The sequence below is a fragment of the Chryseobacterium sp. CFS2 genome, assembly GCF_036543225.1.
GTDB classification, from domain to species: Bacteria; Bacteroidota; Bacteroidia; order Flavobacteriales; family Weeksellaceae; genus Chryseobacterium; species Chryseobacterium culicis_A.
The window spans coordinates 311,476-324,632 of record NZ_JAZHQU010000006.1 but is presented as its reverse complement, the minus strand read 5'-3'; the positions used below and the strand labels follow the sequence as shown (position 1 = coordinate 324,632).

At 36.1% G+C, this 13,157-nt stretch carries 13 protein-coding genes; 6 read left to right on the top strand and 7 right to left on the bottom strand.

Annotated features, from left to right (window positions below; translation table 11 throughout):
* Positions 1–11: 11 nt before the first annotated feature.
* Entirely contained in the window at positions 12–1,964 is a 1,953-nt protein-coding gene (locus ODR02_RS16260) for a M4 family metallopeptidase (protein WP_209787364.1), read from the top strand.
* A gap of 79 nt (positions 1,965–2,043) precedes the next feature.
* Here ODR02_RS16260 and hemH read toward each other — a convergent pair whose 3' ends face one another.
* Genes hemH through ODR02_RS16245 form a run of 3 tightly spaced genes read right to left on the bottom strand, consistent with a single transcriptional unit; the run spans position 2,044 to position 4,504 of the window.
* Positions 2,044–3,072, bottom strand: coding sequence for a ferrochelatase (hemH, locus tag ODR02_RS16255; protein ID WP_209787366.1), 1,029 nt, complete (start codon positions 3,070–3,072; stop codon positions 2,044–2,046).
* 15 nt (positions 3,073–3,087) lie between these two features.
* A complete protein-coding gene (locus ODR02_RS16250) occupies positions 3,088–3,615 on the bottom strand; it encodes an NADPH-dependent FMN reductase (protein WP_209787367.1) in 528 nt (175 codons plus the stop codon).
* A 10-nt stretch (positions 3,616–3,625) separates the two neighbouring features.
* On the bottom strand, positions 3,626–4,504 hold the full coding sequence (locus ODR02_RS16245) for a NifU family protein (protein ID WP_105681409.1): 879 nt from the start codon (positions 4,502–4,504) through the stop codon (positions 3,626–3,628).
* Between the two features lie 163 nt (positions 4,505–4,667).
* Here ODR02_RS16245 and ODR02_RS16240 point away from each other — a divergent pair, with 163 nt between their 5' ends.
* On the top strand, positions 4,668–5,204 hold the full coding sequence (locus ODR02_RS16240; RefSeq protein WP_209787369.1) for a gamma carbonic anhydrase family protein: 537 nt from the start codon (positions 4,668–4,670) through the stop codon (positions 5,202–5,204).
* Between the two features lie 174 nt (positions 5,205–5,378).
* Here the strand turns inward: ODR02_RS16240 and ODR02_RS16235 are convergent, their stop codons facing one another.
* A complete protein-coding gene (locus ODR02_RS16235) occupies positions 5,379–5,831 on the bottom strand; it encodes a hypothetical protein (protein WP_209787371.1) in 453 nt (150 codons plus the stop codon).
* 82 nt (positions 5,832–5,913) lie between these two features.
* Here ODR02_RS16235 and ODR02_RS16230 point away from each other — a divergent pair, with 82 nt between their 5' ends.
* Complete coding sequence (locus ODR02_RS16230; protein ID WP_209787372.1) at positions 5,914–8,040, top strand: helix-turn-helix domain-containing protein; 2,127 nt, start codon at positions 5,914–5,916, stop codon at positions 8,038–8,040.
* Positions 8,041–8,080: 40 nt separating this feature from the next.
* On the opposite strand, the gene ODR02_RS16225 is transcribed toward ODR02_RS16230, so the two are convergent.
* The 3 genes from ODR02_RS16225 to ODR02_RS16215 all read right to left on the bottom strand — a co-directional run bounded on the left by ODR02_RS16225 (position 8,081) and on the right by ODR02_RS16215 (position 9,984).
* Entirely contained in the window at positions 8,081–8,929 is an 849-nt protein-coding gene (locus ODR02_RS16225; RefSeq protein ID WP_309512785.1) for a M12 family metallopeptidase, read from the bottom strand.
* Between the two features lie 161 nt (positions 8,930–9,090).
* Positions 9,091–9,528 (bottom strand): hypothetical protein, encoded by a 438-nt coding sequence (locus ODR02_RS16220; RefSeq protein WP_209787376.1) that lies wholly within the window; start codon positions 9,526–9,528, stop codon positions 9,091–9,093.
* Positions 9,529–9,984 (bottom strand): hypothetical protein, encoded by a 456-nt coding sequence (locus ODR02_RS16215; protein ID WP_309512784.1) that lies wholly within the window; start codon positions 9,982–9,984, stop codon positions 9,529–9,531.
* A gap of 236 nt (positions 9,985–10,220) precedes the next feature.
* On the opposite strand from ODR02_RS16215, the gene ODR02_RS16210 reads away from it, so the two are divergent.
* From ODR02_RS16210 to ODR02_RS16200, 3 genes are all read left to right on the top strand, one after another.
* The gene (locus ODR02_RS16210) at positions 10,221–11,237 is read left to right on the top strand and encodes an LLM class flavin-dependent oxidoreductase (RefSeq protein WP_209787379.1); all 1,017 of its coding nucleotides are present in this window, start codon (positions 10,221–10,223) and stop codon (positions 11,235–11,237) included.
* A 54-nt stretch (positions 11,238–11,291) separates the two neighbouring features.
* Complete coding sequence (gene ribB / locus ODR02_RS16205) at positions 11,292–12,413, top strand: 3,4-dihydroxy-2-butanone-4-phosphate synthase (protein ID WP_101239474.1); 1,122 nt, start codon at positions 11,292–11,294, stop codon at positions 12,411–12,413.
* Positions 12,414–12,513: 100 nt separating this feature from the next.
* Positions 12,514–13,095 (top strand): Crp/Fnr family transcriptional regulator, encoded by a 582-nt coding sequence (locus ODR02_RS16200; RefSeq protein WP_209787381.1) that lies wholly within the window; start codon positions 12,514–12,516, stop codon positions 13,093–13,095.
* The last annotated feature ends 62 nt before the right edge of the window (positions 13,096–13,157 follow it).

Below are 13,157 nucleotides of genomic sequence, written 5' to 3'. Positions count from 1 at the left end.
CAAATATTATTATGAAAACGAAATTTATCTTAGTGGCAAGTGTTGCCGCCTGCTCATTTGTTTTTGGGCAAAACACACCATCAAAACTAATTCCGGGAAAAAGCGGATTACATGCCGAGTTTATGAGATTTGAAAAAAATGCTCCTGCCTATCAGGGGAACCCTGTTTTATTTGACGAAGCGTCTCAGAGACTTTCTCCGGGACAAGCTCGTAAACTAGGCTTGGAAAAGGATGCATTAGGTTTTGAAACCCAAAGATTTCAACAGACTGTTAATGATATTCCTGTAGAATACGGAATGATGGCAGTACAGACAAAAAATGGTAAAATTATAGGACAGTCAGGAAAATGGGTTCTTAAACTTCCGAAAGAACTTGATAAAAATGCCAGCCTTGCTGAAAATGTTGCATTACAAAGTGCTTTGTCATTTGTGGGAGCAGATTCCTATAAATGGAAAAATAAAGAGGAGGAAGATTTTCTGAAAAAAGAAACGGGTGATCCCAATGCAAGCTTTGCCCCTAAAGGAGAATTAGTGTATTATTCAGATCCTGATGATGATAAGCTGAATGATCTGAGACTAGCTTATAAATTTGATATCTATGCTGAAAAACCATTAAGCAGACAATATGTTTTCGTAGATGCTAAAAATGGAAAAGTATTAGGTGTAGATGCCATTATTCATGAAGTGAACAGCCCGGGAACAGCCGTTACAGGATATAGCGGAACCCGTAGCATCACTACAGATTCTTATAACGGAAGCTACCGATTAAGAGAAACAGGAAGAAATGCAGGAACAGCTGTAGAAACCTATAACCTTAAAAAAGGAACCAGCTATGCTTCTGCTGTAGACTTTACAGATACAGACAATAACTGGAATAATGTTAATACAAATAAAGATCAATACGCTGCCGATGCCCATTGGGGAGCTGAAATGACAGTAGATTATTTTTATACAAAATATGGACGTAAGAGTATTGATAATAATAATTTCGCTATTAAATCATATGTTCATTATTCCAGCAACTATTTTAATGCATTTTGGGATGGTTCCAGAATGACTTATGGAGATGGAAGCTCTACAACAAACGGTGGAAAACCTTTAACAGCAATAGATGTTTGTGGTCACGAAATTACACACGGACTCACTTCTAAAACGGCTAACCTTGTCTATCAGAGAGAACCCGGAGCATTGAATGAAGGATTCTCAGATATCTTCGGAAATACCATTGAACGTTGGGCAAGACCTACACAGGCAAGCTGGACATTGGGTGAAGATTTCAATTATGTGATCCGAAATATGGCTAATCCTAACGCATACAGCCAGCCTGATACTTATCTGGGAACGTATTGGAAAACAACAACAACTTCCGGTTGTGTAACTCCAAGCCAATCTAATGATTATTGTGGAGTTCATACCAACTCAGGAGTCCTTAACTTCTGGTATTATCTACTGGTTACAGGAGGTTCCGGTACTAATGACAAAGGCTTTGCTTATAATGTTTCAGCCATCGGACTGGATAAAGCAGGAGCTATTGCTTACAGAACTTTAACGACTTATCTGACTTCTTCTTCTACTTATGCAAGTGCAAGAACCTATTCTATTCAGGCAGCTACCGATTTATACGGAGCAACCAGCAATGAAGTGACTCAGGTTAAAAATGCCTGGAACGCTGTAGGGGTAGGAGGTGGAACTTCTCCGGCAGGAAAAGCAGCCGCAGCAGAGACAGCTCTGTATACTATAAGTCCAAATCCTGCAACTGACAGATTCACTATAAACTTTGAAGGGAAATCAGGAAAAGGAATTGTAGAATTGGTAAGTCTTACAGGTAAGAAAGAAATTTCTGAAAAAGTAGAAATTACCGATGGAGTAAACAGACTTAATATCCAGCTTCCTTCCAATATTCTTCCGGGAGTATATATTGTAATGGTAAACGGAGAGAAAGCAGGAAACCTGATTAAAAAGTAGCACCAAATTTTTTAATATATTCAACAAAAAGGCCGCAAGTTAATTCTTGTGGCCTTTTGTATATTTAGTGTAAAGTAAACTATACCAGATAGAAATCATTCAGTTTTTCTTCACAAAGGATTTTTACGACTTCAATCCAACGGTCTTCATCATTCAAACATGGAATATAGTGGAAATTTTCACCACCACCATGCATAAACTGTTCTTTCCCTTCCACAGAAATTTCTTCCAGGGTCTCAAGACAATCCGAAACAAAAGCCGGGCAGACGATAGCCAGGTTTTTTATCCCTTTTTTGCCAATGGTTTCCAATGTTTCGTCGGTATATGGCTCAATCCATTTGTCTTTTCCTAATCTTGACTGGAAAGAAACGATTGTTTTTTCTTTCGGTAAATCCAGTTTTTCGATAACACGCTGTGTCGTTTTATAACATTGATGACGGTAGCAGAATTGATGACTTGGATTATCATCTCTGGAACAACAGTCGTTGAGGTTACAGGTTTTGGTAGGATCCGTTTTATAAATATGTCTTTCCGGAACCCCATGATACGAAAACTGCAGGGCATCAAAATTTTCAGGAAGTTTTTCTTTAATACTTTCCGCCAGACAGTTGATGTAGATATCCCTGTTATAGAAAGGTTGAATATAATTGATCTTTACTTTTGGAAACTTCTTCTTTCTGACTTCTTCTGCTTTTTCAATCACTGTTTCCGTAGTACTCATCGCATATTGAGGATAGAGAGGAAAAAGAACGATTTCAGTGATTCCCTGATCTACCAGTTTCTGAATACCGGTTTCAATACTCGGTTCTGCATACCTCATTCCGATTTCCACCGGAACATCTACCACTTTCTGAAGTTTTTTCTGAATCTGTTCAGTAATAACAATCAGTGGAGAACCTTTATCCGTCCAGACTGTTTTATAAGCTTCAGCAGATTTTGCAGGTCTTGTTTTCAGAATAATTCCCTGTACAAGAAGGGCACGGAAGATCCAGCGATAATCAATCACTTTTTCGTCCATCAAAAATTCATCAAGATATTCCTTTACGTCGTTTACAGAAGTTGATCTCGGTGATCCGAGGTTGACCAGTAAAATTCCTTTCTTATTCAATATTCTAATTTTTAATTATGAAACAGAAGTTGTAAAATCTGTTACTAATTCTGATACTTTAGCAAAGGTATTACTTTCCAGTAAGCCATTGCTGTCAAATTTGCCTTTTATCCCTTTTATTAATGCCTGATGTTTATCATCTGTTACCGCTCCGAGGGTCTTTAAAATCAATAATAATTCTTCATGGCCTTTTTCTCCATTGGCAGAAGCGGTGATCACAGCAACCGGTTTTTCAGAAAATACTGTTGTGGAAACACACCATTCCAACAGATTCTTTAATCTTCCGGGAATACTGAAAATATATTCCGGTGTAGAAAATAGTACGCCTGCTGAATTTTTAATGTCCTCTCTGATTTTCAGAACTTCTTCCGGAGTGTGAGCGTCGGTTAATGCGGTATCAAAATGCGGAAGAACAGAAAGATCATCATACATCTTGAAATCTGCATGATCCATTTTTTTCAGTACCTGTTCCATCAGTTTCTGATTGCTGGAACTTTTAGAAGCACTTCCTATAATGATGATAATTTTCTTTTCGGGAGGCATTTCCACTGTTTTATCCGTTTACAGCTTCCACTCTTTCTACTAAATCAGGAACGAATTGTTTTAAAATATTTTCAATTCCGTTTTTCAAAGTAGCTGTAGAGCTTGGACAGCCAGAGCATGCACCCTGCAGAAGCATTTTTGCCGTTTTATTTTCCTGATCATATTCCATCAAAGAAATCTTTCCTCCATCATTTTCTACGGCAGGAGCTACATATTCATTTAAAATGTCAGAAATCTTCTGCTCATCTTCAGTATAATCTCTGTTGATGATTTTTTCAACAGGGTTTTCATGTTTCTGAGGTTCTATTTTTGAAATTTCACCTCCGTTTTGAAGATATTCAGCAATAAGCGCACGAACAGTCATCATTACCTGATGCCATTCTACAGAATTATTTCTGGTTACCGCTACAAAGTTGTCAGAAATGAAAACTTCCGTTGCAAAATCAAATTCTTTAAAAATAGCCAGCGCCAAAGGAACTTCTTCAGCAGCTTCTTTCGATTTTACTTCCACAAAACCATCCATCAGCAGCTTGCTTGACACAAACTTCATTACATTGGGATTCGGAGTCATTTCAGCATAAATCTGATACATTTCTTTTTTCTTCTGAAGATAAATTCTTGGGTTTGCCAATAATTCATCCTCAATCACATTTTTCAGACTTTCAGCTACATGTTCCCATTCTATGGTATCCTGTTTTGCTACAGCTACAAAATTAGCCGTAATGAAAACTCTTTCCACAAAAGGATAATTGAAAAGTTCCTGTGCTAAAGGAATTTCTGAAATATCTGAATTTCTATCCAGTTCTAAAGACCCTGGGATGAGATTGTAATCTGCTACAAATTTCATCACTTTTGGGTTTTCAGTTGGTTCTATAAGTACGGTACGCATTTTTTCGTTAAATTTGAGATACAAAAATACGCATTAGAAGTTAGAAGCTGAAAATTGAGAGTTAGATTTTTGCTATCGCTGTAATTTAGAACTTAGATACAAGAAAAGATAACACATCATACATTCTCAAATTGGCTCATTTTCAAATTTTCAAATTAATATTATGGCACTTATAAAAGAACTTTTAGGAAAAGCACCACAGATTGGAGAGAATACTTTTTTAGCAGAAACAGCTACCATTATTGGCGATGTTGAGATGGGAAGAGATTGCAGTGTTTGGTATAATGCAGTGATCAGAGGAGATGTTAACTATATCAAAATGGGAGATAAGGTGAATGTTCAGGATAATGCAATGCTGCACTGTACCTATCAGAAATTTCCTTTGAATATCGGGAACAATGTTTCTATCGGGCATAACGCGATTGTTCATGGATGTACCATTAAAGATAATGTACTGATCGGAATGGGAGCGATTGTGATGGATGATTGTCTTGTAGAAGAGAATTCCATTGTAGGAGCGGGTTCTGTAGTAACTCAGGGAACTCACATAAAATCCGGAGAAGTTTGGGGTGGAGTTCCTGCAAAAAAAATCAAAGATATTAATGCTCAGTTACTGGAAGGAGAAGTGAACAGAATTGCAGATAACTATGTGAAATACTCATCGTGGTATAAGGAAAATGTGAAAGACCATCAATTTTAGGCTGTCAGGTGAATAGTGAATAGTCAATTCGCTGCGCTTGTCAATTTTTTTGATGTTAAAAATTCACTATTCACTTGCGAAGCAAAATTCACCATTGATCTATTTAAAATAAATATAAAAGCTCTGTTTTTGGACAGAGCTTTTTCGATTTGATATAGAACCTTTGCTTTATTGTTAGTTATTGTCTGGTGTGATCAGTCTTATCTTGCCATTGATACATTTGAGAGATGTAGGAGGCGTGATCATCATACAGTCAGACATAATATTATACTTTTCATTAAAAGCTTTCACTTTATCCGTATACTCATTCACTCTTGGTAAGAAAGTTTCTTCTATTTTTTTAGGATAGGCAATGTATTGCTGAGGCCCGCCACAGGATTTCGATCCCATGGGAGCAAATGTCCATTCATTGGCATCCGTACATTTTTCTCCTGATACTTCAGATTCGATGGAGGCTTTTAATCGGTCGAGTTGTGCCTGTTCATATTTCTGACTTTCTTCGTCAGCAGGTCTGTCTGCGATATCAATAGGAAGATTGGTATTGGCATTCTTTGATGTATTACATGAAACCAGAGTTATTGTAGTACATAATACTATTGCCGGGATATGAAAGAATAATTTTTTCACAATAAACTTTTTTCTTTTTATAAATTTTCAAAACTTATGCCAAGGTAAGAAATTCAAATTCATTTCCGTATTTTTGACAACGATGAACAATCATTTTTTTGACTTAATAGAATATACCAACAGAAGCGTTTTTTTAACCGGGAAAGCCGGAACAGGAAAAACGACATTTCTTAATGATTTTGTAAGGCGTACAAAGAAAAAGCATATTGTAGTAGCTCCTACGGGAATTGCTGCAATCAATGCGGGTGGAGTAACCATCCATTCTATGTTTGGACTGCCGCTAAGAACCTTTCTTCCCACCACAGAAAGGATAGATACCAGTTTGGCCAATAATATTGCTGACCTGATGCCCCATTTCAAATATCGTAAAGATAAACTGAAGCTTCTGAGAGAAGTAGAAATCATTATTATTGATGAGGTTTCAATGTTGAGGGCAGATGTTCTGGATATGATGGATTTTTCTTTGAGATTCATCAGAAGGAATAATCAAAGATTTGGAGGGGTACAGATGCTTTTTATCGGGGATTTGTTTCAGCTTCCTCCGGTAGTGAGGGATGAGCACATTTTGAAAATGTATTACAATTCACCCTTCTTTTTTGACAGCCATGCCATTAAAGAAATTCCCATTGTTACCATTGAGCTGACAAAAGTATACAGACAATCTGACGAAGAGTTTCTGGAAATTCTGAATGCGATCCGTGATGGAGATGTAGATAATATAGACTTTAATCATCTCAATGAAAGGTATGATCCTGATTTTGATATGGGGAAAGAGTCTTACGTTTATTTGTGTTCTCACAACAAAATGGCAGATGAGATCAACCAGGAAAAACTGACAGAAATTAAAGTTGATCCTCAGGTGTATGAAGCGAAATTGGTAGGTGATTTTAAAGAAAATCAGTTTCCGAACGAACAGTTTTTAGAACTGAAAATCGGAGCCCAGATCATGTTTATCCGAAATGACATTTCCGGTGAGAAGAAATATTTTAACGGAAAACTAGGCGAGGTTATCGGATTAGATGAAAATGAAATCCGTGTTGTACTGGACGAAAGCGAAAACGAAATTGTTGTAAAAAGAGAAACCTGGGAACAGAAAAAATATTTCCTTGATACGGATAAAAATATCCAGGAAGAAGTTTTAGGAAGTTTCGAGCAGTTTCCTATCAAATTAGCATGGGCGGTAACCATCCATAAAAGTCAGGGATTAACGTTTGATAAAGTGATTATTGATGCAGGAAAAAGTTTTACAGCCGGTCAGGTATATGTAGCTTTATCCCGTTGCAGAACATTGGAAGGAATTGTGTTAAAATCAAAAATTACCCCTGAAGTTATTTTCAAGGATAACCGAATTTTACATTTCCATACAGATACTATTGCCAACGACCATGTTGAAGCCATCCTGAATCAGGAAAAATATGATTACAGCATCAGAAAAGTACTTCGTACATTAGATTGTACTTGGTTTTTAAAAGAGGTAGAAGAATGGAACAACCTTTCGATGGTGACCAAAAATATCGATCATGTAAAGACCAAGCAGCTTTATCTGCAATTGAAACATGAAGCGGTAAATCTTGGGAAAATATTTGAAAAGCTGGAACGTATCATTTTTCAGAAGGTCAATAATTTTATTGAACAAAAAGAAGATTGGTCCGAAATTGAAAGCAAGTCAAAAGGAGCGGTTAATTTCTTTTTTACAGAAACCAGGAATAAAATTTTCGATCCTTTGAAGGAATTCTATGCTGAAATAAAAGGAGCGAAAGGTTTAAAACAATATAACGAAGAATTTAAAAGCTGGCTGGAGGATATTGAAGAATACCTGAACAGTTTAAGAGATATTTACCTTCTTGAAACTAAACTTTTAGATGAAAAAAATGATAAGGAAATCAATCTGAAAATAGCTAAAGTTCCGTCTCAGGTTTTAACTTTTCAGTTGTTTGAACAGGGAAAAACCATTGGGGAAATTGCCCTCGAAAGAGGTTTGGTAAAAGAAACGGTCATTGGCCATCTTGCCAAATTTGCAGAACAGGGATTGCTGGATATTGCAAGAGTCATTACTTCAGATAAAATCAAAGCGTTTGAAGAGGAGTTTTACAAAAACCCACACGAAACATTGACTGAGTGGAAGAATGCATTGCCCAACCACTTTGAATTCAATGAAATCAGGATTTTGATTAATCATTATAATTATAAGAAAGGGAAGAATTCATAAGAATTCTTCCCTTTTTGATGGTCACAAAAATTCTTTAAAATTAAGGATACATCGCATTGATGGTATTGATATCCCCGGTTGTAAAACCTGTTCTGTTATAAGTGAAATTTGAATTGTCTGCTCTTATAATTGTTGGCAGTCCGTTTTTAGAATAGGATGTTGGCCAATACATCATCACTGAATTAATATTGAAAGGCCCTATGTCTGTCCCGGAATTATAGATGTTAAAATTATAAGCCTGCCCATTTTGAATATTGTTCCAAAGGATTTTTACATATTGATCTCTGTCTTTGCGGGTATGTTCGTGATAAAGACCTACCGTGTGGCCCATTTCATGAATTACGGATCCTACAGAAATATACTGATCCAAAGAAACCGTTTGTTTTCCGCCCCGATATCCGATATGAGCCCAGCCATCTGATCCGGATGAACTCCCAAAAATAAATTCAACATAGTTAGACTGATTGCTTCGGTAGATCCATTGAGTATTGGTTTTATTATTATACTCACTGATTGCGGAATTGATTTTATTAACGTTGATTGAACCCATATTGCTGGCAATGGTATAATAAATTTTACCATTGGGCCATCTGGAATAACTGGCGCCGCCTTTATTGAGTTCACTGCCTTCTGACAATTGTTTGTCGGTAAGAACAATATCTCCCTGGAAGAAATTCATTCCGTTTTTTCTTTCATAGGTAATGTCCTGACCTCCAAATTTTCCTTTTTTTACATTGTCTGTGCTCAAGGCATTTGTTTGGGCATCGGTGGTAATTTCCTCATTATTTTTGCTGCAAGAGGTTAACGCTGCTGCCATTACAAGACTCATAAGCACAGTTTTTCCCGTCAGCATCTGCTTATAAAACAGGCTGTTTGTTTTTTTGTTCATATTAAAGTTTTTAAAAATTTGGTATACGAATATAATGAATATCTCTCTTTTTGTTGAATTATTTTTGTTAAAATATACTTATTCGTATTATTTGTTTTAAAAATCACTTAAAACCCTGTAAAATAAAAAAGGGTCCTGAAAATGTTCAAAACCCTTTATTTTTATTCGTTTAGCATATCTTGATTAACTCTGTAACCAACGATTTTTATGTCTCCTTCTTTATTCTTTTCTAAAGTAAAAGATTCTTCTGTTTTCTTAGTTCCTCTTTTTACATTATACATGAAGAAGTATTGACTTCGTGCGTTGTTTCCCTTCACAACCATTGTTTCCCATTTGGCAAGATTGTATTCTTCAACAGGACCAATCGCATTGACTGTATTCATAAGTTTTACAAGTTTTTCTTTATCGGTCACTTCAAAAAACTTCTCACCAAATAACTTATAAATATCATCCGGATTTTTTCCATAACGAAGTTCCCAATAAAATTTTATGGGAATTTTTTCACCATCTGTTTTGTCTGATTCTCTGTCTTTATAAAATTGATTGAAAGAGCAGCTTATTAAAAAGAATGATAAAAGCAGTAAATAAATATTTTTCATTTAAATTTTAGTGTCTAAGATTAATTTTCTTCGGTTGTTATCATAAAAAGTAGCATGAAAACTGCTATCTCTGAATTCAGTTTCGGTATTTTCTAATTCGTTAAATCTGCTTTTATCTGTTTGGGAGAATTCAACGATCTCAAAGTGATTTTTGTCTATGCTATTGAAATCTACCAATTTCAGATATTCATCCATAGAGTTTTTATCAAGCATAATTTTTCCGCCTCCACACCAATGCCTGTCCTGTCCGTTTTTCTTAATACCGGATACCCAGTATTCTTCTCCGGTTTCTATATCAAAATAGTTGGCAATATATTCCGGTCTTTTCAGTTTTTTCAAAGCCTTCCCGTTGCAGTAAATAGTTTGTCCGGACTTTGAAAATTCCACAAAACCAATCCATGCCGGCCCGCTGTGTCCGAAGGATTTGTTTTCGATATACATTATTTTTATCTTCATGTTATTAGTTATTAAATAATGTTGCAAGTTACCAAAACCTTATAAGTAAAATCATATAAACAAAAATTTTATTCCAATAGTTTTTCCCTGAACTGAGCCATTGTTTTTATTAATTACAAAAAGTAACTAATGCAGTTTTTATGTTTTAAATTTGTTTGGTTTTTAAAACCCACTTTAGAATTATGAAATTGACAAAGGAGATTCAGGATCAACTTTGAAAAAATTAACATCTCAATATGAAAAATTTTGAAATTTCTGTTTTAGATCTTGCCCCTGTAAAGCAAGGTAAAAGCATTCACGATACCTTTCAGGACAGCTTATCATTAGCCAATCACGCTGAAAATTTAGATTATAAAAGATTCTGGCTGGCAGAACATCACAATATGGAAAGTATTGCCAGCTCAGCCACTTCTGTTTTGATTGGTTTTATCGCCAATGGAACGAAAAAAATCAGAGTAGGTTCGGGAGGAATTATGCTTCCCAACCATAGCTCCCTGATCATTGCGGAACAGTTCGGAACCCTGGAATCTCTTTTCCCGGGAAGAATTGATCTGGGAGTAGGAAGAGCTCCGGGAACTGATGGATTAACAGCTCAGGCTTTAGGAAGAAATCCAGCTCTCATCAATGAACAATTTCCAAGACAAATCCTCGAATTACAACGATATTTTTCAAAAGAAAATTCAGAGGCCATGGTGCGGGCTATTCCCGGAGAAGGACTTGATATTCCGATTTATATTCTGGGATCAAGTACAGATAGTGCATGGCTGGCTGCAGAACTTGGGCTGCCTTATGCATTTGCAGGACATTTTGCTCCGGAGCAGATGGAAATGGCTTTTAAAATATACAGAGAACATTTTGAACCGTCAAAATATTTGGACAAGCCTTATATAATTGCCTGTGTAAACGGGGTGGCAGCAGAAACATCGGAAGAAGCTCATAAAATATCTACTACTTTATTCCAGGCATTCATCAATATTGTAAGAAATGATAGAAAGCCTTTTGCTCCGCCGGTGGATGATATGGATGAGATCTGGTCTCCCATGGAAAAATCTATGGTTTTACAAAAGCTGAGATATACGTTTATTGGGGATCAGGCGGAAGTTCAGGAAAAGCTTACAAATTTCCAGGAAAGATTTCAGGTGGATGAAATGATGATCAACTCACATATCTATGACCATCAGAAAAGATTGAGATCTTATGAGATTTTCAGAGAGGCAGCGAACTCTATCCAAAGCGTAATAAACCATTCATAATTAGTTGGGAGATGCTTATTTTTATGAGTATCTTTGCACAAATAAAAAGTAAAAATGTCCGATATTAAATTAAATACTATTCCAGAGGCCATTGAAGACCTTAAAAATGGTAAAATAATCATAGTAGTAGATGATGAAGACAGAGAAAATGAAGGTGATTTTCTTTGTGCGGCAGAGCTGACAACGCCGGAAATTATCAATTTTATGGCGCTTCACGGAAGAGGGCTGATCTGTATGCCGCTTCCTGAAAAAAGATGTGATGAGCTTGGACTTGAAGTGATGGTAAGCAGAAGCAGCGATCCTAAAGAAACTGCTTTCACCGTATCGGTTGACCTTCTGGGTAACGGAACATCTACCGGAATTTCTGCAGGAGACAGAGCAAAGACTATTTTAGCACTGATGGATGAAAAATCCAAACCTACAGATTTTATGAGACCTGGTCACATTTTCCCGCTTCGTGCAAGAAAAGGAGGAGTATTGAAAAGAGCCGGACATACTGAAGCAGCTATTGACCTTACTCATTTAGCAGGTTTAAAAGAAGGAGGAGTGATCTGTGAGATCATGAACGAAGATGGTACGATGTCTCGTTTGCCTGAACTTCATGCTTTTGCTCAAAAACACGATATGAAGATCGTTTCTATTGAAGATCTGATCCATTATCAGCTTAAAAAAGGAAATCTTGTAGAAAGACTTGAAGAGAAAAAAGTAAAAACACATTACGGTGAGTTTGATTTTTATGCCTTCAGAGAAACTTCTAATGATCAGATCCACTTTGCACTGACAAAAGGAGCCTGGACTGTAGATGAGCCTGTGTTGGTAAGAGTACAGTCTTCAGATTCTTATTTTGATGTATTGACAAGATTAAATAACGGTGAAAAACCATTATTGGAAAAAGTAACCAATATGGTAAATGAAGCTGGAAAAGGAGCAATTATTTTCATCAATAACGTTTCTAATTCCGAAAATACATTGAGAAAACTTCAGCAGTTCTTAAACTATCAGGATGGTCAGGAGCAGCATCCTACATTAGCGTACAATTACAGAGATTATGGAATTGGAACGCAGATCTTGAAGAATTTAGGAATCAATAAGTTCAAAGTAATCACACAAAACCCTAATATCAAACCTCAGGTTGGAGGATATGATGTAGAGGTTACTGAGATGGTACAACTCTAATAAATGAATAGTCAATTGTGATTTTTTCACAATATATGACTGTTTACCATACAACATACAAGGTTTAGGATTTTTCTAAACCTTTTTTTATTTTTAAACGATGACTGAGCCATTAAAAAAACATATCCGGGAATATATTGATATCTCAGACGAAAAGCTGGAAAAATACTGCAGTGCTTTTAACCTTCGGAAAATAAAGAAGAAAGAATTCCTTTTAAAAGAAGGGGAGATCTGCGAATTTGAAGGATTTATACTGAGTGGATGCTTTAAAGTTTTTCATACCCATCACAATGCTGCCGAACAAATATTATATTTTGGAATTGAAAACTGGTGGGTTTCTGATATTGACAGTTTTATCAACCGCATTCCCTCAAAACTTAATATTCAGGCACTCGAGGATAGTGAGATTCTTCTTATTCCGAAAAAAGATAAAGAAAAACTGTATGCTGAAATGCCGGAAATTGAAAGATTGATGAGGCTTAAATTTCAGCAGTCAATTATAGCATTGCAACGAAGAATTATCGATAATCTAAGCAAACCTTCAGAGGAAAGGTACGTAGAATTTTTAAGGGATTACCCGAAAACAGCGCATCGTCTTACCAATATTCAGATTGCAGCTTATCTCGGAGTAACTCCTGAGTTTATAAGCAGAATACGCAAGAAAATTGTCAGTAAAAGCTGATGGTTAAAAATCGAAAAGTCCCAAAAGTATCTACAGACAAACTTTTGGGACTTTATATTTGA